Origin of the sequence: Streptomyces sp. NPDC057702, assembly GCF_042799315.1 — a bacterium.
GTDB lineage: Bacteria > Actinomycetota > Actinomycetes > Streptomycetales > Streptomycetaceae > Streptomyces.
In genome coordinates this window covers 20,483-43,550 of sequence record NZ_JBHVJC010000012.1, presented here as the reverse complement: position 1 = coordinate 43,550, position 23,068 = coordinate 20,483, and the positions used below count along the sequence as shown (strand labels likewise).

Annotated in this window: 18 protein-coding genes and 2 tRNA genes; 11 read left to right on the top strand and 9 right to left on the bottom strand. The window is 74.6% G+C overall.

Annotation, left to right across the window (positions count from 1 at the left end; genetic code table 11):
* Positions 1 to 124 precede the first annotated feature (124 nt).
* On the top strand, positions 125 to 2,248 hold the full coding sequence (locus ACFVFR_RS11085) for an EAL domain-containing protein (RefSeq protein WP_383699755.1): 2,124 nt from the start codon (positions 125 to 127) through the stop codon (positions 2,246 to 2,248).
* A gap of 121 nt (positions 2,249 to 2,369) precedes the next feature.
* Here ACFVFR_RS11085 and ACFVFR_RS11080 read toward each other — a convergent pair whose 3' ends face one another.
* From ACFVFR_RS11080 to ACFVFR_RS11070, 3 genes are all read right to left on the bottom strand, one after another.
* Positions 2,370 to 3,467 (bottom strand): LLM class flavin-dependent oxidoreductase, encoded by a 1,098-nt coding sequence (locus ACFVFR_RS11080; RefSeq protein WP_383699754.1) that lies wholly within the window; start codon positions 3,465 to 3,467, stop codon positions 2,370 to 2,372.
* A gap of 235 nt (positions 3,468 to 3,702) precedes the next feature.
* Positions 3,703 to 4,434, bottom strand: coding sequence for a decarboxylase (locus tag ACFVFR_RS11075; protein WP_383699752.1), 732 nt, complete (start codon positions 4,432 to 4,434; stop codon positions 3,703 to 3,705).
* 292 nt (positions 4,435 to 4,726) lie between these two features.
* Positions 4,727 to 5,608: a decarboxylase gene (locus tag ACFVFR_RS11070; RefSeq protein ID WP_383699750.1), complete on the bottom strand. Its 882-nt coding sequence runs from the start codon at positions 5,606 to 5,608 to the stop codon at positions 4,727 to 4,729.
* A 202-nt stretch (positions 5,609 to 5,810) separates the two neighbouring features.
* Here ACFVFR_RS11070 and ACFVFR_RS11065 point away from each other — a divergent pair, with 202 nt between their 5' ends.
* Both ACFVFR_RS11065 and ACFVFR_RS11060 read left to right on the top strand, forming a co-directional pair.
* Positions 5,811 to 6,866, top strand: coding sequence for a D-2-hydroxyacid dehydrogenase (locus tag ACFVFR_RS11065; RefSeq protein ID WP_383699748.1), 1,056 nt, complete (start codon positions 5,811 to 5,813; stop codon positions 6,864 to 6,866).
* Complete coding sequence (locus tag ACFVFR_RS11060) at positions 6,859 to 8,298, top strand: amidase (protein ID WP_383699746.1); 1,440 nt, start codon at positions 6,859 to 6,861, stop codon at positions 8,296 to 8,298. The genes ACFVFR_RS11065 and ACFVFR_RS11060 overlap by 8 nt, the downstream gene beginning before the upstream one ends.
* Here the strand turns inward: ACFVFR_RS11060 and ACFVFR_RS11055 are convergent.
* On the bottom strand, positions 8,279 to 8,815 hold the full coding sequence (locus tag ACFVFR_RS11055) for a DUF3830 family protein (RefSeq protein WP_383699744.1): 537 nt from the start codon (positions 8,813 to 8,815) through the stop codon (positions 8,279 to 8,281). The genes ACFVFR_RS11060 and ACFVFR_RS11055 overlap by 20 nt on opposite strands.
* Positions 8,816 to 8,944: 129 nt before the next feature.
* On the opposite strand from ACFVFR_RS11055, the gene ehuB reads away from it, so the two are divergent.
* The 6 genes from ehuB to ACFVFR_RS11025 all read left to right on the top strand — a co-directional run bounded on the left by ehuB (position 8,945) and on the right by ACFVFR_RS11025 (position 13,350).
* Entirely contained in the window at positions 8,945 to 9,853 is a 909-nt protein-coding gene (ehuB, locus tag ACFVFR_RS11050) for an ectoine/hydroxyectoine ABC transporter substrate-binding protein EhuB (protein ID WP_383699742.1), read from the top strand.
* On the top strand, positions 9,850 to 10,605 hold the full coding sequence (ehuC, locus tag ACFVFR_RS11045) for an ectoine/hydroxyectoine ABC transporter permease subunit EhuC (RefSeq protein WP_383699740.1): 756 nt from the start codon (positions 9,850 to 9,852) through the stop codon (positions 10,603 to 10,605). The genes ehuB and ehuC overlap by 4 nt, the downstream gene beginning before the upstream one ends.
* A complete protein-coding gene (ehuD, locus tag ACFVFR_RS11040; RefSeq protein WP_383699738.1) occupies positions 10,602 to 11,252 on the top strand; it encodes an ectoine/hydroxyectoine ABC transporter permease subunit EhuD in 651 nt (216 codons plus the stop codon). The genes ehuC and ehuD overlap by 4 nt, the downstream gene beginning before the upstream one ends.
* A gap of 22 nt (positions 11,253 to 11,274) precedes the next feature.
* Positions 11,275 to 12,045: an ectoine/hydroxyectoine ABC transporter ATP-binding protein EhuA gene (ehuA, locus tag ACFVFR_RS11035; RefSeq protein WP_383699983.1), complete on the top strand. Its 771-nt coding sequence runs from the start codon at positions 11,275 to 11,277 to the stop codon at positions 12,043 to 12,045.
* Positions 12,046 to 12,340: 295 nt separating this feature from the next.
* Positions 12,341 to 13,102: an IclR family transcriptional regulator gene (locus tag ACFVFR_RS11030; protein WP_383699736.1), complete on the top strand. Its 762-nt coding sequence runs from the start codon at positions 12,341 to 12,343 to the stop codon at positions 13,100 to 13,102.
* 174 nt (positions 13,103 to 13,276) lie between these two features.
* Positions 13,277 to 13,350: transfer RNA gene (locus ACFVFR_RS11025), tRNA-Lys, on the top strand.
* A 148-nt stretch (positions 13,351 to 13,498) separates the two neighbouring features.
* Here the strand turns inward: ACFVFR_RS11025 and ACFVFR_RS11020 are convergent.
* From ACFVFR_RS11020 to ACFVFR_RS11000, 5 genes are all read right to left on the bottom strand, one after another.
* On the bottom strand, positions 13,499 to 14,089 hold the full coding sequence (locus tag ACFVFR_RS11020) for a lytic polysaccharide monooxygenase (protein ID WP_383699734.1): 591 nt from the start codon (positions 14,087 to 14,089) through the stop codon (positions 13,499 to 13,501).
* 124 nt (positions 14,090 to 14,213) lie between these two features.
* The gene (locus ACFVFR_RS11015) at positions 14,214 to 15,134 is read right to left on the bottom strand and encodes a hypothetical protein (RefSeq protein WP_383699732.1); all 921 of its coding nucleotides are present in this window, start codon (positions 15,132 to 15,134) and stop codon (positions 14,214 to 14,216) included.
* 581 nt (positions 15,135 to 15,715) lie between these two features.
* Positions 15,716 to 17,221 (bottom strand): hypothetical protein, encoded by a 1,506-nt coding sequence (locus ACFVFR_RS11010; protein WP_383699730.1) that lies wholly within the window; start codon positions 17,219 to 17,221, stop codon positions 15,716 to 15,718.
* Positions 17,222 to 17,253: 32 nt separating this feature from the next.
* On the bottom strand, positions 17,254 to 18,405 hold the full coding sequence (locus ACFVFR_RS11005) for an SPFH domain-containing protein (protein WP_383699728.1): 1,152 nt from the start codon (positions 18,403 to 18,405) through the stop codon (positions 17,254 to 17,256).
* A 1,818-nt stretch (positions 18,406 to 20,223) separates the two neighbouring features.
* Positions 20,224 to 21,636, bottom strand: a complete 1,413-nt coding sequence (locus ACFVFR_RS11000; protein ID WP_383699726.1) for a peptidoglycan-binding protein — start codon at positions 21,634 to 21,636, stop codon at positions 20,224 to 20,226.
* A gap of 453 nt (positions 21,637 to 22,089) precedes the next feature.
* On the opposite strand from ACFVFR_RS11000, the gene ACFVFR_RS10995 reads away from it, so the two are divergent.
* Positions 22,090 to 22,163: transfer RNA gene (locus tag ACFVFR_RS10995), tRNA-Lys, on the top strand.
* 101 nt (positions 22,164 to 22,264) lie between these two features.
* The gene (locus tag ACFVFR_RS10990; RefSeq protein ID WP_383699724.1) at positions 22,265 to 22,990 is read left to right on the top strand and encodes a FadR/GntR family transcriptional regulator; all 726 of its coding nucleotides are present in this window, start codon (positions 22,265 to 22,267) and stop codon (positions 22,988 to 22,990) included.
* The last annotated feature ends 78 nt before the right edge of the window (positions 22,991 to 23,068 follow it).

The window sequence follows — 23,068 nt, the reverse complement described above, 5'->3', positions numbered from 1 at the left end:
TCGCTGCCCGCCGCCCGGTATGCGACTGACCCACACCCTGTACGAGACGAGCGCCTTGCGGGAGCGAGCGGTGAGCGGATCTCTCGACGGCCAGAGCGGCGCGCCCAGCGCGACCCTGCCGACGATGACGGAACGTAACGCACCACTGAGTGAGTACCGCGCCGCCTTTCGTGCCGCGCACGTGGCGATGGCCGTCGTGGACCGCGAGGGGGTGGTGCGCGCCGCGAACGCGGCACTCGGAACGCTGCTCGGCGCCGCCCCGGAGAAGCTGACCGGGGCCCTCGCCGCCGACCTCGCCGACCTGCGCGACGACCCGCGGCTGTGGGGCGCCTACCGCGAGGTGCTGCGTGGCCGGCACGACCGGCTGCGCTGCACGCGGCGGCTGCGCGAGCGCGACGGCCGCGCGCGCTGGGTCGAGGTCACGGTGGTCCCGCTGCCCGAGGACCACGAGCTGACCGCCGCGCTGCCGCCGGAACCGCGCCGAAGGCGGCGCGCGGGCCGCCGCGAGCAGGCCGGTACGGACCGGCCGGACCCGCGGGCGGAGCTGCCCGCCGAGCGGCGGTCGGCGCTGCTGACCATCGTGGACGTGAGCGAGCAGCACGACCTGCAGGCCCGGCTGCGGCACCTCCAGATGCACGACCCGGTGACCCGGCTGCCCAACCGGAGTCTGTTCTTCGAGCGGCTGACCAGCGCCCTGGAGTCGGCCACGGCGGCAGGCGGCGCGGGCCAGCCCCCACATCCGACGGGCGGGTCCGGCGCGCCGCCGCACGGCGAGGGCGACGCGGCGCGGGCGGGGCACGTCGAGCGGCCGGTCGGCCCGCCGCCGGCCCTGACGCGCCCCGCCGTGGGCGCCGTCGGAGTCCCGGGCCCGACCACCGGCCGGGCCGAGCGCGACGGGCGGCCGTGCCCGGCCGACGGCCACCGGTGCCCGGCCGAGGCCCAGCGCGGCGCGGAGGCCCAGCGGGGCGTCGAGGCCGAGCGCGCGGGCCCGGCCCCGACGGCGGGGGCCAACGGGGCCGGCGAGGTGGCGCGCAGCGGCCGGGTCGGGCTGTGCTATCTCGATCTGGACGGCTTCAAGGCGATCAACGACACGCTCGGGCACCGGGTCGGGGACGAGCTGCTGGGCGCGGTCGGTCAGCGGCTGGCCGAGTGCGCGGCGCCCGACGGGCATCTGGTGGCCCGGCTGGGCGGCGACGAGTTCGCGCTCCTGGTGACCGACTCGACCGGCACCGACCAGCTCACGGGGCTGGCGCACGCGCTGCTGGTCGCGCTCCAGCGGCCGTTCGACGTGGCCGGGCACCGGCTGACGGTCTCGGCCAGCATCGGGGTCGTGGAACGGCTGGCCGCCGGGACGCACAGCACCGCCCTGATGCAGGCCGCCGACACCACGTTGTACTGGGCGAAGGCCGACGGCAAGGCCCGGTGGGCGCTGTTCGACCCGGAGCGCAACGCGCACCGGATGACCCGTCAGGCCCTGTCGAGCACGCTGCGCCAGGCCGTGGAGCGGGGCGAGTTCACGCTGGAGTACCAGCCGCTGGTCGGCCTGGCGGACGGTGTGGTGCGCGGCGCGGAGGCGCTGGTGCGCTGGCGGCACCCGCAGTTCGGGCTGCTCGCGCCGAATCGGTTCATCGGATTGGCGGAGGAGAACGGCGCCATCGTGCCGTTGGGCCGCTGGGTGTTGCGCACGGCGTGCTGGCAGGCCCGGAACTGGCAACTGACCCATCCGACGCGGCCGATGCGGGTCAGCGTGAACGTGGCGGTGCGTCAGGTGTGGGACTCGGACCTGGTCGCGGACGTGGCCGCGACGCTCGCGGAGACCGGGCTGCCGGCCGAGCTGCTGCAACTGGAGCTCACCGAGTCGGCCGTGATGGGCTCGGCCGGCCGCCCGTTGCAGGCGTTGCAGCAGCTCAGCGACATGGGGGTGGCCATCGCCATCGACGACTTCGGCACCGGCTACTCCAACCTGGCCTATCTGAGCCGGCTGCCGGTCTCCTCGCTGAAGCTGGACGGCTCCTTCGTCCGGGGCTTCCGGGCGGAGGAGCACCCCAACCCGGCCGACGAGACGATCGTGGAGGCGCTGGTGCGGCTCGCGCACCGGCTGGGGCTCACGGTGACCGCCGAGTGCGTGGAGAGCGCGGAGCAGGCCGAACGGCTCGGGCGCATCGGCTGCGACACCGGGCAGGGCTGGTTCTTCTCCCGCCCGGTCTCGCCCGAGCGGATCTCCGCCCTGCTCCGCGAGGAGGGCTGACCACGCCCCGCCGCCGGACCCGCCCCCCACCGGCCCGGGGCACGGCGGAGCCCGTACGCCACGGGCCCCGCCGGCGGCGGCCGACCGGGCCGCGCGCTCGACCGGCCGGGGTCGCGGGCGGCTAGCTCGCGGCGGCGGGCGGCGGCGTGAGCCCGTAGGCGTCGGCGATCAGCTCGTACGAACGCAGCCGGGCCCGCGGGCCGTGCACGTTGGCCGTGATGACCAGCTCGTCGACGCCGGTGCGCTTGACCAGCTGGTCCAGGCCCTCGCGGACGGCGTCGGGCGTGCCGTGGACGACGTTGGGCACGTGGCTGTCCACGAACTCCTGCTCGGCCGGGGTGAAGGCGTACCCCTCGGCCTCCTCCGGGGTCGGCACCAGGCCGGGGCGGCCCAGCCGCAGCCGGATCATCGACAGGGCGCCGGTGAGCACCTGACGGCGGGCCTCCCGCTCGTCGTCGGCGGCCAGCGCGGAGACCCCGATGGAGGCGTACGGCGCGTCCAGGACGGCCGAGGGGCGGAACGCGGAGCGGTAGAGGTCGAGCGCGGGGATGGTGTTGGCCGCCGAGAAGTGGTGCGCGAAGGAGAACGGCAGGCCGAGCGCGCCGGCGAGCTGGGCGCTGAAGCCGCTGGAGCCGAGCAGCCAGACCACCGGCCGGTCCGCGCTCTGCACGCCGCCGGGCACCGTCCCCTGCACGGGCCCGGGGACGGCGTGGATACGCGCGTACGGGTGGCCGTCGGGGAAGTTGGCGTCCAGGAACTTGGTGAGCTCGGCGAGCTGGCGCGGGAACTCGTCGGCGCCCTCGTTCAGCCGGTCCGAGCGGCGCAGCGCGGCGGCCGTCGCCCCGTCGGTGCCCGGCGCCCGGCCGAGCCCGAGGTCGACCCGCCCCGGCGCCATCGCCTCCAGGGTGCCGAACTGCTCGGCGATGACCAGCGGCGCGTGGTTGGGCAGCATCACGCCGCCCGAGCCGAGCCGGATGCGCTCGGTGTGGGCCGCGAGGTGGGCGAGGATGACCGCCGGGGACGAGCTGGCGACGCCCGGCATCGAGTGGTGCTCGGCCACCCAGTACCGGTGGAAGCCGCGCCGCTCGGCGAGCTGGGCCAGCTCGACGGAGGTGCGCAGCGCGTCGCTGGCGGTCCGTCCGCTGCCCACGGTCGCCAGGTCCAGCACGGAGAGCGGTACGGGTGCGGTGCCGCTCGCCGTTCCTCGAATCGTGTCCACCGGCGTCGTGCCTCCTGAGTTCGTGTACGTGGCGAACGACCGCAACCGGAGATGGTCTCCGGTTATTCCCGGTCCCCGTCCCCCACGGTCTCAGCCCAGCGCCTCCCGGAGCCAGGCCCGCCCGGCGTGACGGGTGGCACGGGTGATCGGGAGCTGCCGCGCCGACACGGGTCCGCGCCGTCCTCGGCGCGCCGTGGGCGGGCGCCGGGGCGCCCGTGGCGAGGAGGCGCCCGCCCTACGGTGCCGCCGGAGCGCCCGTGGTGAAGAGGCGGCCGAGGCGGGGGGCGGTGACCGCGCGGCCGAGCAGGCGTAGCCCCTCCCAGACCGTGACCTGGTTGGCGGTCAGTACGGGTTTGCCCAGGGCGGCCTCCAGGGTGGGCAGGTGGGCCGCGGTGTGCAGGGCCGTGTCGGGCAGCAGGACCGCCTGGGCGTCCGGGTGGTCGCCGGCGCGGGCCAGGTCCCTCACCTCCGCCTCGCCCCAGGTGCCGACCTCGGCCGCGGTGATGACGCCGCTGCCCCGCGTGGCGACGACCCGGGTGCCGGCGGCCGTGAGGAAGGCGGTGAAGTACGCCGCCACCTCCCGGGGGTACGTCGCGGCCACGGCCACCCGGGTGGCGCCGAGGGCGCGCGCCGCGTGGGCGAAGGCGAACGACGTGCTGGAGGCCGGGACGCCGGCGGTGGCCGCCAGCTCGCGCACCTGGGCGCCGGCGCCCTCCCAGCCGAAGACGAAGCTGGCGCTGGTGCAGGCCCAGACGACGGCCTCGGCCCCGCGCCGGCGCAGTTCCCCGACGCCGGCCGCGAGCCTGCCCGCCGAGCCCATTTCCCGCAGGGCGTCCACCCGATGGGCGTCCTCGCCGATATCCGTATGCGTCAGAGGCAGGTGAATACCGGCGCCGAGCAACTCTTCCAGACGCGGATAGTCGTCTTCCGCCGAGTATCCGGGGTAAAGGAATCCGACCGTCGTCACACTGCCTCCTCGTCATCGTTCGCTGACCGCTCTTTGAGGTCTTTCCGTAATGCGCGCCGCCGCCCCGCACTCGTCAGCGGGCGACACGCGCGGGCCCCGTCCGCTCTTCGACGCCGGATGCCCGGGGCGCGGTCACGAAAGCCGGTCGGCCGGGCCCACGATCGCGGCCCGGCATCGCGCGTTCCGGGCTCGGCCCGGCCCCCGAACGGAATGCCCTGACGTGGCCTGTCGGGCCGTACGCGGGCCGGTCCGCGCCCACTCGGCGCGCGCCGCCGCGTCCCGTCCGCACGGGCTAGGCGGGCGGGCCGCCGCGCTCCTCCGGGCGGGGCGGCGGGGCATCGGGGCCGCCGCCGTCCGCCGGATCGGGCTCGGGGCCGCTCGGCGGTCCGGCGTACGCCTCCTCGGCCGCCCCGGGGGCCAGCGTCACCGGGCCCGTGCGCGCGGACGGGTCGACCAGGGCCTGGTAGGGGCCGATCGCCCGCGCGCCGATGGTCCGCAGCGCCAGCCACATCGTCACCTGGTTCGCGGAGAGGACCGGCATCCGCAGCTCCGCCTCCAGCTGCGGGATCACGTCGTAGGTGGGCAGATTGGTGCAGCTGATGAACAGGGCGTCGGCGGAGCCGACCACCGCCAACCGCGCCATGTCCACCACGTCCCGGTAGGGCACCCGCCAGATCTCCCGGGTCAGCCCGAGGTAGGCCCGCCCGACCACGGCGATGTCGGCCACCGCCAGATAGTCCTCCAACGCGTCGGTCACCGACTTCGTATAGGGCGTGACCAGGGCGATGCGGTGCGCGTCCAGCTCGTCCAGCGCCGCGAGCAACGCGCCCGACGTGGTCAGCGAGGGCATGTCGCCGGCCTGGGTCATCGCCGCGCACATCGCCCGCTCCCCCGGCACGCCGCCGACGAAACTGCCCGACGCGCAGGCGTACGCCACGACCTCGGGCGCGATGGCGGACAGCGCCTGCACCGCCGCGTGCAGCGTCTCGTGCTCGCTGACGATCCGCGCCAGGTCCAGGCTCACCTCGACCGGCACGAACGGCGTCCGGGTCAGGTGCAGGGAGACCTCATCCGGAACCCAGCGCCACAGTTCGCGATCCAGCGCGAAATCGAAGGGAGCGACGACGCCCACGCCGCGCTGCCGCTGTGGACCACCGAGAAAGGAGACGTCCATTTCGAGCCCCTATACGTACGCCGGGCTATGGCCATATGGCCAGGTGAAAGAGAGCCGGTAAATGCCGGGACGTCGGGATGAGTACCGTTGTTGACGACGGTAGTTTCCGCTGCCTAGCGTGGTCAATCCTCATATGTGCGGTAACTCGTGACGTGCTTACCACTTCCCGTCCGCCCGACGATTCGGAAACGGTTTCCCGCTCATGTCTGCATACAACGTCGTAGTCCTTGGCGATACTCCCCCCGTGCGGCTGGACCGGCTGGCCGGGCGCGCCCGCGTCCAGGTCAGTGACGACCGCTCGCTGCCGACGCTGCTGCCAGCCGCCGACGTGCTGTTGGTGTGGGACTTCCAGTCCGACGCGGTGCGCACGGCCTGGCCCCAGGCCGGGCCCCGGCCGCGGTGGGTGCACACCGCCAGCGCCGGCGTGGACCGGCTGCTCTTCCCCGACCTGGTCGCCTCCGAGACCGTGCTGACCAACGCGCGCGGCGTCTTCGACCAGCCGATCGCCGAGTACGTCGCCGGGCTGGTGCTCGCCTTCGCCAAGGACCTCGCCGGCACCTGGGAGCTCCAGCGCCAGCGCCGCTGGCACCACCGTGAGACCCGCCGGCTGGCCGGCACCCGGGCGGTGGTGGTGGGCGCCGGGCCGATCGGCCGGGCCATCGGGGAGACGCTGCGCGCGCTGGGCGTGCGCGTGGAGTGGGTGGGCCGCACCGCGCGCGAGGGCGTCCGGGGGGCGGCGGAGCTGGACGCGCTGCTGCCGGACGCCGACTGGGTGGTGTGCGCGGCGCCGCTGACGGAGGCGACCCGGGGCCTGTTCGACCGGGCGGCGTTCGCGCGGATGGCGGCCTCGGCGTACTTCGTCAACGTGGGCCGTGGGCCGCTCGTGGTGACCGAGGAGCTGCGGGCGGCGCTGCTGGCCCGGCGGATCGCGGGGGCGGCGCTGGACGTGTTCGAGCGGGAGCCGCTGGCGGCCGACAGCGTGCTGTGGGACACCCCCGGCCTGCTGGTCTCCCCGCACATGAGCGGCGACACGCTGGGGTGGCGGGAGGACCTGGCCCGACAGTTCGAGGACAACTTCGACCGCTGGGCGGCGGGCGAGCCGCTGTTCAACGTGGTCGACAAGCGGCTGGGCTACGTACCGGGGCCAGGCGCCGAGCCGGCCGCGGGGGGCGGCCAGACCCCGGGAGCACCCGCTCCGGCCGGGCGCCGGGCGGGGCCACCGACCACGCGGGGGACCCCAGGAGGAACGGATGAGTGAGCTCTGCGACCTGAAGGCCGTTCAACTCGTCGAGGGCTACGCGGCGCGCGCCGTGTCGCCCGTCGAGGTCACCCGGGCCGCGCTGGCGCGGGCCGAGCGCGTCCAGCCCCTGGTGCGCGCGTTCGTCCGACTCGACGCCGAGCAGGCGCTGCGGGAGGCCACCGAGTCCGCCGCGCGGTGGGCACGCGGCGCGCCGCTGGGCCTGCTGGACGGGGTGCCGGTCTCGGTCAAGGACATGCTGCTGCTCCGGGGCGGGCCCACCCTGCGCGGCTCGCTGACCGTCCCCGAGCGGGGCCCGTGGACGCAGGACGCGCCCGCCGTGGCCCGGCTGCGCGAGCACGGGGCGGTCTTCCTCGGCAAGACCACCACGCCCGAGTTCGGCTGGAAGGGCGTGACCGACTCCCCGCGCGAGGGCGTCACCGGCAACCCGTACGACCCCACGCGCACCGCGGGCGGCTCCAGCGGGGGCGGCGCGGCGGCGGTGGCCTGGGGCGCCGGCCCGCTGGGCCTGGGCACCGACGGCGGCGGCTCGGTGCGCATCCCGGCCGCGTTCTGCGGCGTCTTCGCGCTGAAGCCGACGTACGGGCGGGTGCCGCTGTACCCGGCCAGCCCCTTCGGAACGCTCTCGCACGTGGGGCCGATCACCCAGGACGCGGCCGACGCGGCGCTGCTCATGGACGTCATCACCGGCGCCGACTGGCGGGACTGGTCGCAGCTCGGGCCGCCGACCGACGGCTTCCGGGCCGCGCTGGCGGGCCCGCCGGACGGCTCGCTGGCGGGGCTGCGGGTGGCCTACAGCCCCACGCTGGGCGGCGCGGCCGTCGACCCGGAGGTGGCCGTGGCGGTGCGGCGGGCGGCGGAGCTGCTGGCCGAGCTGGGCGCCGACGTGGACGAGGCGGACCCGGGGTTCGCCGACCCGGTGGAGGCGTTCCACGTGCTGTGGTTCAGCGGGGCCGCGCGCGTGACGCAGCCGCTGGACCCGGCGCGCCGGGCGCTGCTCGACCCGGGGCTGCGCGAGGTGTGCGCGCTCGGCGCGGCGTACAGCGCGCTGGACTACCTGGCCGCGGTGGACGCGCGGACGGCGCTGGGGCTGGCGATGGGCCGCTTCCACACGCGCTACGACCTGCTGGTCACGCCGACGCTGCCGATCACCGCCTTCGCGGGCGGGGTGGAGGTGCCGCCGGGTTCGGGCCTGGGGCGGTGGACGGGCTGGACGCCGTTCACCTACCCGTTCAACCTCACCCAGCAGCCCGCCGCGTCCATGCCGTGCGGCCTGACCTCGGACGGGCTGCCGATCGGGGTGCAGCTCGTCGCGGCGCGGCACGCGGACGCGCTGGTGTTGCGCGCGGCGCACGCGCTGTACGGGGCGGGCCTGGCCGACGCCGTACGCCCGCCCTCCCCGGGCGCGGGCCTCAGGCCCGGCGGAAGCTGAGGGTCTCCCCCAGGGCTCCGGCGCGCCACAGGTCCTGGCAGGCGTCGGCCATCCGGTCGAGTCCGTCCACGACGGCGCCCCACACGATGCCCGGCACCCAGCCGACGTCGCCGTTCAGGAGCAGGTTGTTGCGCTCGTAGAACAGCGCGAGGTCCACCACCGGCCGCTCGGCGGGCGCCGGCGTGGCCGGGGGGTCGGTGTCACGCGCGGTCGCCGAGCGCGCCGCCGCGTAGCCGTAGGAGGCGGTGTTCAACTCGGTTCCGGCGAACGAGAAGTAGCACAGGTCGCCGGGGATGGGAGTGACGGTGGGGTTCTCCAGCGGTGGCTCGCGCGGGGCGAAGGGCGGCAGGAGCGCGTAGATCTCGTTGCGCGCGTACTTGGCGTGGTACACCTCGCCGCCCAGCGGAAGCGCGTTCCAGACGGCCTCGCAGGTGCGCGGAGCGCGGTCGTCGAGCAGCTTGGCGGTACAGCGCACGCCACGTTCGTCGAGGGAGACCTCCAGGAACCGGTCGGTCATCGGCTGCTCCTCTCTCGCTTTCCGGAATCCATCGTGCCGCAGGTCTCCAGGTCACGACCTACCCGCCGGCCGCGTCAAGGGCCGGAAACGATCCGCATAACTTCGGCCAAGTCGGGTAGCCGCGCGGCCATGGCTCGACCACGACGGAACGACAACGGACAAGGGCTGGCACGACGCTCGCTGCTCGCGGGCGGCGCGGCTCTGGGGCTGCTGGGGGCGGCCGGCTGCAGCCGGGTCTCCAGCGCTGATGCCAAGGACGGGGGGAATCTGCTGGACCGGCTGAGGTCACAGGGCACGGTCCGGCTGGGGATCGCGGGGGAGATCCCCTTCGGGTACATCGACAAGAACGGTGAGTTCACCGGCGAGGCGCCGGAGATCGCCAAGGTGATCTTCAAGCGGCTCGGCGTGGGCGGCGTGCAGCCGGTACCGACCGAGTTCGCCTCGCTCATCCCGGGGCTGCGCTCCCAGCAGTTCGACGTGGTCTCGGCCGGCATGTACATCGACCCGGTCCGCTGCGAGCAGGTGATCTTCTCCGACCCCGACTACCAGATGCGCGACGCGTTCATCGTGGCCAAGGGCAACCCGAAGAACCTGCACGACTACAAGGACATCGTGCGCACCGGCGCGCGCATGGCCAGCGGCACCGCCTACGCCGAGATCGGCTACGCGGTGGCGGCGGGCGTCAAGCGCTCCGAGATCACCGTGCTGCCCGACCAGCTCGCGGGCCTGCTCGCGGTGGAACAGGGCCGGGTGGACGTCTTCGCGGGCACCACGGTGACCGTGCACAACGTGGTCAAGCAGCGCAACAGCCGCAAGGCCGAGGCGACCGAGCCGTTCCAGCCCAGGGACGCCGACGGCAAGCCGGCGATCGGCGCGGGCGGCTTCGCCTTCCGCCCCGAGGAGACCAAGCTGCGCGACGCGTTCAACGTGGAGCTGCACAAGATGAAGAAGAGCGGCGAACTCCTGCGGATCATGAGGCCGTTCGGCTTCACCGAGACGGAGATGACCGATCTCACCGCCAAGGAGCTGTGCTCATGACCTCGGGACTGTGGGAGCACTGGCTCCTGCCCGGCATCTGGATCACCGTGCAGCTCACGGTCTACAGCTCGGTGTTCGCCACCCTGGTCGCCTTCGGTGTCGGCATGGCACGCACCTCGCGGCTGTGGATCGTCCGCTTCCTGACCGGCTTCTACGTGGAGGTCTTCCGCGGTACCTCGGCTCTGGTGTTGATGTTCTGGTTGTTCTTCGTGATGCCGCTGGGCTTTGAATTCCAACTCGTCCCCATGTGGGCCGCCGTCCTCGCGCTCGGCCTGACCTACGGGGCCTACGGCTCGGAGATCGTGCGGGGCGCGATCGCGGCGGTGGCTCCGGCGCAGCGGGAGGCGGCCATCGCGCTCAGCTTCTCGCCGGCGCAGCGGATGCGCCGCGTGGTGCTGCCGCAGGCCATCCCCGAGATGATCCCGCCGTTCAACAACCTGCTGGTCGAGCTGCTGAAGGCGACCGCGCTGGTCTCGGCCGTCAGCGTCGCCGACATCACCTTCGCCGCGCAGCTCTCGCGGCTGGCGACCGGTGACAGTCTGGAGATCTACTCCATCATCCTCGTCCTCTACTTCGTGCTGGCCTTCCTCCTCACCCGGGCGATGCGCCTGCTGGAGCGCAAGGCCAAGGCGAGCGTCGGCCAGGCCCCGCCGCCGCGCGCGGGGGTGTGGCACAAGGTCACCAAGGTCTCCGCCAAGCGCGCCGCCGCGCCGAAGGCGGCGGGCGCCGTGGCGTCGGGAGGTGCCAAGTGACCTGGAACTGGGACGTCGCCAGGGACTTCCTGCCCGACCTGCTGGACGGGCTGCTGATCACCCTGGAGGCCACCGCGCTCGGCTCGGTGCTCGCCTTCGCGCTCGGCCTGGTGTGGGCGCTGGCCTTCCGTTCGCCGACGCGCTTCGTGCGCTGGCCGGTGGGCGTCTTCGTGGAGTTCATCCGCAACACGCCGCTGCTGGTGCAGCTCTTCTTCTTCTACTGGGTGCTGCCGAGCTGGGACATCAAGTTCTCCGCGCTCACCACCGGGGTGATCGCCCTCGGCCTGCACTACTCGACGTACGTCGCCGAGGTCTACCGCGCGGGCATCGACGGGGTACCCGTCGGCCAGTGGGAGGCGGCCACCGCGCTGAACATGGCGCGCGGGCGGACCTGGTTCGTGGTGATCCTGCCGCAGGCCATCCGCCGCGTGGTGCCGGCCCTGGGCAACTACGTCATCGCGATGCTGAAGGACTCCCCGATGATCGCGCTCATCGGCGTCACCGACATGCTGCAAAAGGCCAGGTCAGAGGGGGCTACGTCCTTCCAGTACATCGAGCCTTACACGATGGTCGGCATCGCCTTCATCCTCATTTCGTACCCGGCATCCCTGTTGATGCGAGCCCTGGAGCGTCGTCTTGGCCACTGAAACCCCGCACTCGAATCCCACCGTGGACGGCTCCGAGCTGATCCGCTTCGACAACGTCACCAAGCGCTTCGGCGACAACGTCGTCCTGGACAACCTCGACTTCACCGTCGCCTCCGGCAAACACGTGACCCTCATCGGCCCGTCCGGCTCCGGCAAGACGACGATCCTGCGGCTGTTGATGACCCTGCTCAAACCCGAGGAGGGCACGATCACGGTCGACGGCGACTACCTCACGCACCAGGAGAGGAACGGCAAGCTGGTCCCGGCCGGCGAGCGGCACACCCGCGAGGTGCGCAAGAAGATCGGCATGGTCTTCCAGCAGTTCAACCTGTTCCCGAACATGCGGGTGCTGCGCAACATCACCGAGGCGCCGGTGCACGTCCTGGGCCTGGACAAGGACGAGGCCGAGGAGCGCGCCCGGGGCCTGCTGGACCTGGTGGGCCTGGGCGACAAGTGCGACGCGTACCCCACCCAGCTCTCCGGCGGCCAGCAGCAGCGGGTGGCCATCGCCCGCGCGCTGGCGATGCGCCCGCAGGTGCTGCTGCTCGACGAGGTGACCTCGGCGCTCGACCCGGAGCTGGTCGCGGGCGTGCTGGACGTGCTGCGGGACCTGGCCCACACGACGGACATCACCATGCTGTGCGTGACGCACGAGATGAACTTCGCCCGGGACATCTCGGACGACGTGTTGATGTTCGACGCGGGGCGCGTGATCGAGTCGGGGTCGCCGGACAAGATCTTCAGCGAGCCCGAGCACGAGCGGACCCGCGAGTTCCTGAGCGCGGTGCTCTGAGCGCCGTGATCGGTGGCGGCCGCCGCGTGACGAGGCGTGATCGGACGCGGCGGTCGCCCCGGTCTTCCGAACCGATGATCGGATCCATGACGCCGGCATATGCCAGCGTAGTGAGCCGCTGTTGAGCCGGGTGGCTGGCAACAGCAATTCACCCAACACCCCCGTCATGGCCACCGCTTGACGGCTATCGTGGTACGAAGCTTCGCTGCCCGGGGTCGCGCCGTGGCCCGCCCGTCGGCCGTGACCAGCAGCGACAGCGACACCGCAAGCGGTCACAACCTGGTAGGGGGAAACCGTGGCGCCCAAGCCCGAGCCGACCGCCCCACAGCACTCGGTACGGCATGCCCTCCGCGTGCTGGAGATGGTCTCCAAGCACTCCAACGGCGTCAGCGACGTCGAGATCGCCCGCCGCCTCGACGTCACCAACGCGCAGGTCGACCAGCTTCTGGCGATGCTGCGCCGCGAGGGGTACGTGGAGCAGGCGAGCCAGGGCGTCTACGTCAGCGGGGAGGCGCTGCTGGTCCTCGGCGGCAGCGGGGCGGACCGCCACCAGGCACTGCACGCCAAGCTCCAGCGCACGCTGACCGCGCTGCGCGACACGGTCGGCGCGGCGGTCTACATCAGCCGGTACATCGACGGCGAGGTGAAGATCACGCAGTACGCGGACGGGCCGAACGCGCCGAAGGTCAACGAGTGGGTGGACTTCCGGGTCGCGGCCCACGCGAGCGCGGTCGGCAAGTGCCTGCTGACCCAGCTCGACTACAACGAGCGCCGCGACCACCTCTCCCGGCACAAGATCGTGCGGCTGACCTCGCGCACCACCACCAGCGAGCGGGTCCTCTTCAGCCGGCTGGACAGCCAGCCCGCGACGGTGCCCGTGCTCGACCTCCAGGAGTACGCGGTGGGCACGGTGTGCGCCGCCGTCCCGATCACGGCCGGCCGCGCGGTGGGCTGCCTGGCCCTGTCCCTGCCGGTCGAGCACGCCCACCGGCTGCGCCAGGCGGCGTACGCGCTGAACCGCGAGGCCGCGCCGGTCCTGCTGTCGCTCACGCTCTGAGCGGCCACGGCCCCGCGCGGGCGAGCGGGAACCAGGCGCCGGCCCGCGCGCTCCCCACGCGGCCGGCGGGTCCGGGTGGATCGGCCCGGCGAGCGGGAAAGGCCAGGTCAGGGCGGTGCGGCCGGGTGGTCCCGAGCACCCCTGAGAGGCGGGTAGGATGGTCTTCGTCAACGCGCGCCGCTAGCTCAGTTGGTTAGAGCAGCTGACTCTTAATCAGCGGGTCCGGGGTTCGAGTCCCTGGCGGCGCACTTCGTATGACACGTACCGACGATGGCCCCCGGAGTTCTCCGGGGGCCATCGTCGTCGTGTGCGACCTCAGCGCGGGCGGCGCGGGCCGGGTGGGCGGGCGCCGGTCCAGCGGGCGCGGCGCGAGGGCGACGCGGCCGGGGTCGGCGCCTAGAACTCGACGTCCGAGCAGGCGTAGAACGCGTTGCCCGTGTCGTTGATCGTCCAGACGGAGACCAGGACGTGCCGACCGGTGCGCTGCGGCAGCGTGGTCGGGTGACTGGTGGTCGCCGAGGGCTGCCGGCCGTTGTAGGGGACGGTGTGGAACGGCGTGAGGTCCAGGTTGGCCCGGGTGACCTGCTGGGTCGGGTCGAACCCGTCCTTGGTGAGGTAGTAGCGGAAGTCGGTGGTGGAGTGCGGCACCGGAATCCGCCAGTTGAGGCTGATGTTCTGGCCCGAGGTGACCTTGGTGGCCGGCCACTTGCCGCCGCGCGGGTCGTCCAGCGGAGACCACCGGGCGTCGGCGCCGGCGCAGATCTTGCCGTCGGCGGGACCGCGCGAGGGGAAGCCCTTCGGGCCCTCGACGCTCATCGGCTCCCACTGGATCTGGCCACAGTTCTTGACCTTGCCCTGGGCGCACAGGATCTGTCGGCTGGGGGGATTGTCGGTGTAGCCGTGGCTGGAAGCGGTACCGCCGGTCATGAGGACGGAGGTACCCGCGATGCCGAGCCCGAGGATGGCCGCCCTGATCTTCTTACGCATGCTTGGCTCCTGACAGGCGTGTGGGGAGTGCGTGTGGAGGCGTAGCTGGCGTGCGTGAGCGGTGCGCGGGGGGTGCTGGGGCTGGTGCGTATGGGGGGTGGGGCGGTCTAGACCAAGGCGCAGACTAGTCCCGCCAATTGAACATGTCCATACCAATTGAAACGAGAACGCGGTCGCATCGCCGCCTTGATTCCTTGACCTGTTCACCGTTGGGGCGGTCGTTGCCGGCCACCCAGGCGCGGGCCCGGTCGGCGTCCCTGCCGCCCGCCAACTGCCGTTCCAGAAGCCGCTCTTCGCGTACCGCGTCGGCGGTCTCCAGGTACCAGACCTCGGCCAGCGTGGCGCGCGCGGCGCGCCAGCCGGGGGCGTCGCACGCCAGGTAGTTCCCCTCCGTGACGACCAGCCGCGCGGTGGGTGGCACCAGGTGTCGGGCCGCCACCGGCTCGTGCAGCGTGCGGTCGTAGTCGGGCACGTACACGTCGTGCCGCCGCTCCCGAGCCACCCGCTCCAGCAGGGCGGCGTAGCCCCACACGTCGAAGCTGGGCTCCGAGCCCTTGCGGTCGGTCAGGCCGAGCCGCCGCAACTGCGCGTGGGACAGGTGGAAGCCGTCGAGCGGGAGGTAGGCGGCGGCATCCGGACCGTACCGCCGCCGCACGGCGGCGACCAGCGCCCGAGCCAGCGTGGACTTCCCCGCGCCGGGCGCCCCGGCGATCCCCAACAGCCGCCGCCCAGCCGGCGGCTGGTCCGCTGGTGGGGCCTCGTCTGACCACGGGCCCGCTGGTGGGTGGCCGGTCGGCGGGGCGTCGGTGGGTGGGGCGGGCCGCGGTGCGCGCGGGTGGCGTGCGTCGGGGCGCGCGGGGTGGGGGTCCCGAGGGTGGGGCCGGTCGGCGTCGGGGGCGGCGCCGTCGAGTCCGCCAGGGGCGGCGCTGTGCGGCCGGTCGTCGCGGGCGGTGGCCAACGTCCAGGCCAGGGTGGCGAGTGTCGGCAGGTCGAAGGGTGCGGGGCCGGTGGGGGCGGGGTCCGGGGGTGTGGTGTGGCCAGCCATGCCCCGCACGCTAGGCCCTCCCCCGCGCCGCGCCCCGTCGGGGGGCGGCACGCCCCGCCGAAGGCCCGAAGCCGGGGCCCGTTCCGTGTGGTGGGTGCGGCGCGGCTCCGGTCCGACGGGGGCGCGCCCGCGTCCCGGCTCACCGTCGCGGTGGGCCCTCGCGCGTCGACGGCCCCGGCCCCGCGCGCGCCCCGCCACGTGCGTACGGCGGGGCGGGGGCCGTAGGGGGTGGCGTACGGCTCGACGGCCGGTTTCCGTACGCCACGGGGCCACACCGTGCGGCCTCCCCGACGGACTCACGCCCCGGGGCCGTACGCCACCGTGTGCCCCCACCGCACTCGTGCGCGGCGCGGGAGGGCGGCCCCGCGCGACGGGCAGGTGGTGTACCCCGCGACGGGCGGTCGGCGTACGCGACCGCCCCGCCCCGTGTCGCTTCTCCGGCGGACCCGCGCCCCGGGCCCGGCCACGGTGTGCCCGCGCCGACCGCGTACGGGCCGGGGAACGGCGGTCGTACGCGGTGGCCGGGCGGGGTACGGCTTCGGGCCGGGTGGCCCGTGGCACGGTGGCGGGGTGGTGGCGGGTCAGGCGACCTGTCGGGGCGCGGTGGCGTGGGGTGGGGACTGGGCCGCGTGCAGGAGGTGGGCGTAGCCGAGGCGGAGGGCGATGAGGGAGGTGCGGGCCTCGTGGTACGCCATGGAGACCGGGCCGCCGCGCGGAGCGAGGTGACGGACCGGGGCACACTGTCGCTCCAGCGCGGTCAGCCAGGCGCGTTGGGCGGCGGGCAGGTACCGCCGCGCCGACTGGCGGCCCGACTCGCCCGCGCGCTGCGCCCCGGCTCCGAGCACGGCCTCGGCCGCCTGGAGCACGGGCGGCTCCAGGGTGGTGGGCAGGTGCGGGGCACCGCGCCCCACCGCGCCTCCCCCGTCGCGGGCCGCCCGTGGTCCGGCGCGGCCGGCGCTCTCGTCGCGGCTCCCGCGCGCGCGCGGGACCGAGGGGGGCGGGCCGAGGCGAGGCGGGGTGGCGGAGCGCGGGCCGGTGGCGTGCGGAGCGTCGGGGCCCGGCCCGGTGGAGTGCGAGGCGTCGGTGGGGTGGCCGTGGACGGTGGGCGGGGTCGTGCGGGGTGGTGGCGCCGCGTGGACCAGCGCGGCGATGATCGCGCGCTGCTGGTCGGTGACGGGCGCGGCGGCCACCGCCTGGTGCTCGGCCGCCAACTGGGCCCGCAGCGCGTGCAGCACCCGGGCCAGCCGGCGCAGCGCGGTGGCCGTCGCGGGAGCGTCCGGGCCCTGTGCGGCGAGCGTGTGGGCCAACGCGTCGGCGAGCCGGAACAGCCACACGCCGTGTGCCTCAAGTCGGGTGGTGGCCAGCAGGAGCCGGTCGAGGCGGCTCAGTGGTTCGCCCGCCGGCGCCCAGCGCACCACCGGCACCAGGGCCTCCGCGCGCACCAGTTGGTCGATCGGCAGGTGGCGGCGCGGTTTGCGGGCGGTGGCCCAGTTGTGCAGGGCCAGCGCGGGCAGCGCCACGAAGTGCGGCTGGTCGAGCCGGTGCCCGAGCGCGGACCACAGGTCGGCCAGGCCCTCGGTCACCCGCGCGCCCGGCTCCGGGTCCGGGCCCGTCGGCTCCGGCCCCGGCACGTCCCGTCCCGGTTCCGGCGGGGTCGGCCCCTGACCTGTCGGGTCCAGGTGTGCCCAGCCGCAGGCCGCCGCCAGGACGGCGACGCGCATCGCCGCCGCCTCGGCGTGCCGGTGTGTCAGTCGCGCCACGCGGGCGCGCAGCGTGGCCAGTTCACCGGCCGCCTCGGCCCGCGTGACCAGCGCGCGGGCGGCGGCCCGGGTGGGAGCCAGGGCCACCTCGGCCGCCAGCTCGTCCAACCGCACCCAGGTACCGATCATGGCCCGCACCGGGGGCCGTTCGGGCAGGAAGCCGTGCGCGAGCCGCTCCCCGGGCCCGGCCGGCGCCCCCCGCGCCACCGCCCGCGACGCGGACGTCGCTCCCCCCGCCGCCGGGTCCGCCACCGGCACCGATTCCGTCCCGTGCGCGGCCAGCTCGCTCCCGTACGCGGCCGGCTCCGTCCTGTGCGCTGCTGTCATCACCGTCGTCCCTTCCCTGTCGGGCATCCCTGTCACCTGCTCTCCGGCGCGGGGCCGCGCGCCGTGTAGAAGGCCACCGTCAGGTCCTTGACCAGCGCCTTGCGTTCGTAGTCGTCGAGTTCCACCAGCCCGCGCGAGGTCAGCCGGCGCACGGTGTCGTCCACCGCGTCCACCACCGAGGTCAACACGTCGTCGCGGTGGCGCGCGTCGATCGCGGCGAGTTGGCTGCGGTGCATGACGGCGGCCACCCCGGGCGCGTACGCGAGACTGACCGGCTGGGCCGAGTAGACCGTCAGGCCCACCGGTTCGCAGCGCGCCGCCAACGCGCGGGTCAGCGCGTCACCGACCGCGTGCCCGTCGCGCAGCGTGGGCGGCGCCCCGCCACGGGTGGCACCCCCGGTCGGGCCCGTACCGGGGATGCGGTCGTACGCGTCGGCCGGCAGCCGCGAGAGCACTCTGGCCACCGTGGCCTCGACCTGTTCGCGCAGGTAGCCGACGTGGTCGTCCACCGAGAGGACCGCCCGAGCGGTGTCCCGGACCCGCCATACGACGAGTACCTCCACCCGCAGCTCCAGGCCACGCGCGTCCACCACGGGCATCGGCTCGCCACGCCAGTGCCGCAGCCGTACGTCCACGCGCCGGCGCAGCATCAGCGGGCTGATCCACACCAGACCGGTCCGGCGCACGCTCCCCCGGTAGCGGCCGAACGCGCTGAGCACCCACGCGCTTCCCACCCGCCCGCGACCGAGCCCGCCGAGCGCGAGCGAGGCGACGGCGCCGGCCATCGCGACCGCCGCCCACAGCCAGGGCGAGGGCGCGGCCGGGCGGACGCTCAGCCCGAGGGCCCGGCTCGCACGCGCCGGCAGCACGCCGGCCCACCACAGCGACACGCCCCCGGCCGCGAGCGCGACGACGCCCACCCAGAGCGCACACCAGCCGGGCAGCACGGGCCCGGGCCGCTCCCGGAGCTCACCCCGGTGCGACCCCGCCACGGCGCGGGCCCACTCCACGTCGTCGGCCTCCACCGCCGACCGGCGGGCGCCACCCGGCGGCGGGCGGTCGGCGGGTGGTGGCTGGGTGCCGGGCGGTAGCTGGCCGGCGGGTGGCAGGCGGTCGGCGCGGGGCGGGCCGTCGGCGCGCGGCCGACGCTCGGCACGCGGGGGCCGGGTTCCCGCGCCGGTCATGGTCACCGTCGGCTCGGGCGCCCGCCGCACCCCACGCGACACCGCGCCCGACCCTGTCGCCCCGCCACCCGGCCTCCCGGCCGACACACGAACCGACCACCCGTCGTCCGCCCCCGCCCGACCCGCGCCCGGGTCGACGGGCTGACCGACGTTGACCGACCGACGCACGTCGGAGGGGCGGCTCGCGCCGGAGGAGTGGCTCACGCTGGAGGGGCGGCTCGCGTCGGAGGAGTGGCTCACGCTGGAGGGGCGGCTCGCGTCGGAGGAGTGGCTCACGCTGGAGGGGCGGCTCGCGTCGTCGGGAGGGTGGCCCGTGCTGGAAGGGTGGCTCACGTCGGAGGGGTGGCTCACGTCGTCGGAAAGGTGGCTCGCGTCGGGCGGCCGGGTCGCGTCGGCCGGTTGACCGACGCTGGGAGGCTGGCCCACGTCGGCGGGCCGGCTCGCGTTGAGGGGCTGACCTCTGCCGGGGGGCTGGCTCTCGCCGTAAGGCTGGCTCTCGCCAGACGGCTGACCCACGTCAGCGGGCTGGCTGACACCGGAGGGCCGACCCTCGCCCGGAAGCCGGCTCCCGTCGAGGGACTGACCCACGCCGAAGGATCGGCTCTCCCCCAGGGGCCGGCCCGCGCCCGACAACGGGCCCACGTCAGCCGGCCGCCCTACGTCAACGGGCTCACCTACGCCTGCACGACCGCTCACGCCGGAGGGCCGCCCCACGTCAGCGGGCTGGCCGACACCGGAGGGCCGACCCTCGCCCGGAAGCCGGCTCCCGTCGAGGGACTGACCCACACCGAAGGATCGACTCTCCCCCAGGGGCCGGCCCGCGCCCGACAACGGGCCCACGTCAGCCGGCCGCCCTACGTCAGCGGGCTCACCTACGCCTGCACGACCGCTCACGCCGGAGGGCCGCCCCACGTCAGCGGGCTGGCCGACACCGGAGGGCGGACCCCCGCCCGGAAGCCGGCTCCCGTCAGGCGGACCGAGCGGGTCGAGCGGGTCGGACGGATGGGGTTGGTCGGGTGGGGCGGGCAGGTCGGGTGGGTGGTTCAGGGTGGGGGGTCGGGAGGGGTCCGTGCGTGGGTCGTGCGTCGTCGTGTTCGGCATCGCGGGTGTCCGCGTCGTTGATTCCATAGACCTCTCCGTCAACCCTGTCCGTCAAGCCCCCGCGTCTGTCCCGCCGTCCCCCTCCTCGCCCTCGACACCGGCCGGCGCGGCGCCGGCCGGACCGTTCGCCGTCCGCCACCGGCCCCTCTCACCCAGGGCGCCAGCCCGGGGTGACACGGTGGGCTCCTCGCCGTCCGCGACCGCCATCGGCCCTCCCTCCGCCCCGGGCCGCTCGCCGCCGGGTCGCGCTTGCGCCCCGGCCCGCCCCGGCACGGGGCCGTCGTCTCCTCTGCCGCCTGCCCGTCGTCGCCCGTCCGCACCCGTGGCGATATGCCCGCCGGCCCGGCGGTACGTCGCGTGCGCCACCGGCTCCGGTCGCTCCACCGGCCGGTGCGGCGATCCGTGGCGGCCGGTCCGGACACCGACCGGGCCGGGCACGGTCCGGTCGGGCCGAGGCCCGCGCCGGGAGTGCCGGTGCTCGCGCCGGACGCGGTGCGGACATCGGACGCGGTCGGTCCGGCCTGGGCCGAGCGCGGGAGCGAACGCCGACCGGGAGCCGGTCGGGCCACGCGCCCGGATGCCGGCCGGGAGCCGGTCGGGAACCGGTCGGGCCGACGCCCAGGTGTCGGCCGAGCGGGCCCGGCCGCGCCCGGGGGTCGGTCGCGGACAGGGGTCGGTCGCGGACAGCAATCGGTCGCGGACAGGGGTCGGGTGGGGTCACCTGAACAGGCGGCGCCATGTCTCGGGGCCCGGGTAGCCGTTGGCGTCGGGGCCGCGCCAGCCCTGGGCGCGTTGGAACGCCTCGACGTTGCGGCGGTCGCTCTCGGACCAACGACGGCCGGGCCCCAGCGCGTAGTGGCGGCCGAACCCCTTGCGTACCAGTTGCCGGCCCAGCCGCTCGACGTGCGCGTTCGACTGGCCGGGGCGGAAGGCGCCCGCGCCCGGGAAGGGCGGCACCCGGTGCCCGGCCGTGCCGCTGTCGGGGCGGGACGCGGAGCCGCCGCCGACGTCCCGGCCGGTGCCGGCGACGAGCCGGTTCCAGGTGCTCGGGCCCGGGATGCCGTCGGCCTCGGCGCCCCGCCAGCCCTGCGCGTGTTGGAAGGCCCGGGTCGCGTGCCGGTCGGCCTCGCTCCATCGGGGGCCCGGCCCCGACGCGTAGTACTTTCCGGCGCCACGGCGTACCAGCATCCGGCCGAGTTCGGTCACGTGGGCGTTGTTCGCGCCGGCCCCGAAGGCCCGTGTGCCGGGAAAGGCGTGGCCCTGGTCGCCGCCGCCGGGATTTCCCGGCATTCCGTCGCCGCTCACCCCGCGATAGCGATAGGCCACGTATGCGCCGGAGTTATTCCAATAGGCGTAGGGCGTCGCGCGCGCGAGGGTGTGCGGGCGCGTCTGTTCGTACGCGAGGTAGCGGGTCCTCGCCGCGTCGACCCAGCCGCCGAAGAGCGTCACGTGCGAACCGGCCGTGGGGTTCGCGGCGTTGTGGAAGAGCAGGATGTCCCCCGGCTGGAGCTGGTTTCGGGAAATCCGTACGGCGAAGCCGGGAAGGCTGCCGGTCCACTGGTTGCTCCCCAGGTTCCAGGCCATCGATATGAAACCCGAGCAGTCGCGCCGATAGCCGTCCTTCGCGTAGCCGTTCATGCTGTACGGCACCCGCTGGTCCACCCAGCGCTGGGCACGCTTCATGATCGCGGCGCGGGTGGTGGTGCGGCTGGCGACGGTGGTGACCGGTGCGGGGCCGCCCGTCACCTGTCGTTCGGCGCCGAACAGCGGGCCCGGCCCGCCCTGCGGCGCGTCCCCGTCCACCAGTGCCGCCATCCCGGCCGCGACCAGCCCCTCGGCCGCGCCGGCCGCCTCGGCCACGCCCGCGCCCACGACCGCCCGGCCCACCGCGTCCCGGCCCACTGGGCCCCGGGCGGCGGGGCCGCCGGCCGCCCCCGCGCCGTGGCTCGCGGTGCCCAGCACCGTGCCGGCCGCCGCCACGAGGACCAGCGCCCGGCGCGCGCCGTGGGCCGCCGGGTGGCCGCCCGCGCGCGGGGGCGCCGCGTGCGGCACGGTTCTGCGGCGCTCGACACATCCGGCGCACGGGCAGTCGGCCGTGGGCTCGAATTCGTGGAAGACCGGCGCTGACATACCCAACCCCTCCGAGATCTGAGAACACACCACGACGCTGACCGCGCACTTCAGCTTCTCAACTACCGGGACATACCGCATGTTGACGGAGCAACTGGTGACATGAGCAACGGAACGATCTTCACAGAGCGAATCCCGGCACCCGGCAGTCCAAAGTCCCGAAAGGCCGGGACTTTCGGCCCGAGAGCCCGAGCACGCTCATGCGATAGGGGACGCGACGGAATGCGACCACCCCCGAATGCGCGTGTGGCCCGCGTCACGGACGGCCCGCACGGATTGCCCGACGAGCCGGCCCGGAATTCCCCCGGGGCGCCACGGGGTCGCCGCGCGAGTCACCCCGACAATGGACCACCCACCACGGGCGGGCGGGGCCGACGGGCACGGGGGCGGGGGCGTCCGCGAACGCGGTCGAAAGCACACTCCAACGTCGGGTAAGGTTTCCTTTGTCAGCGCGCGCCGCTAGCTCAGTTGGTTAGAGCAGCTGACTCTTAATCAGCGGGTCCGGGGTTCGAGTCCCTGGCGGCGCACGTCACACTGTGGGCCTTCTCGTCATCGACGGGAGGGCCCACAGTCGTTCCGTAGCACCACGGCCGCCCGCGCCGGGTCTCCCTGGCCGCGCGACCGGGGGATGGTCATACCGGAGGTGGCGGTGCACGGTCGCGGAGTGGCGAGCGACATCCAGGAACGCATCAAGCGGCTGATCATCGACGGGCGGCTGCCCTCGGGTGCCCCGCTGCCCACCGAGGCCGAGCTGATGGAGCTGATGAGCGTCAGCCGGAACTCGGTGCGCGAGGCGCTCAAGGCACTCCAGGCGATGGGCATCGTGGAGATCCGGCACGGCTTCGGCACCTACGTCGGGGCCATGTCGATGGCGCCGATGATCGAGGGCCTGACGTTTCGCACCGTCGCCGGGCACTACCGGGGCGAGGACAGCCTGCTCCAGCTGCTCGAACTGCGCGAGGCGCTGGAGACCGGGCTGCTGGCCCGACTGGTGGGCCGGGTCCCGGCGGCCGACCTGGCCGCGCTGGACACGTTGGTGGAACGCATGGCGACCGAGGCCGAGCGCGGCCCGGTACGCGCCGACACCGACCGGGCCTTTCACACGGCGCTGTACCGGGGGCTGGACAACCAGCTGCTCAGCGAGGTGCTCGAAGCGTTCTGGGACGCGTTCCACCGGGTGCGCACGGACCTGGTGGACGGCACCCCCGACCCGCGGGTCACCTGCGCGCAGCACCGCGAGATCCTGGCCGCCGTCCGCGCCGGGGACGCGCTGCGGGCCGAGGCCGCCGTCCGCGACCACTTCGACAACATCAGGACCCGGCTACGGTCGACCCGACACCCGGGCCACGGCTGACCCGCCCGCCGGACCCCACCGGATCCCCCACCGTGCCGGCTCCCGCCCCGGGCCAGCTCACCCACCACGCCGGCTCCC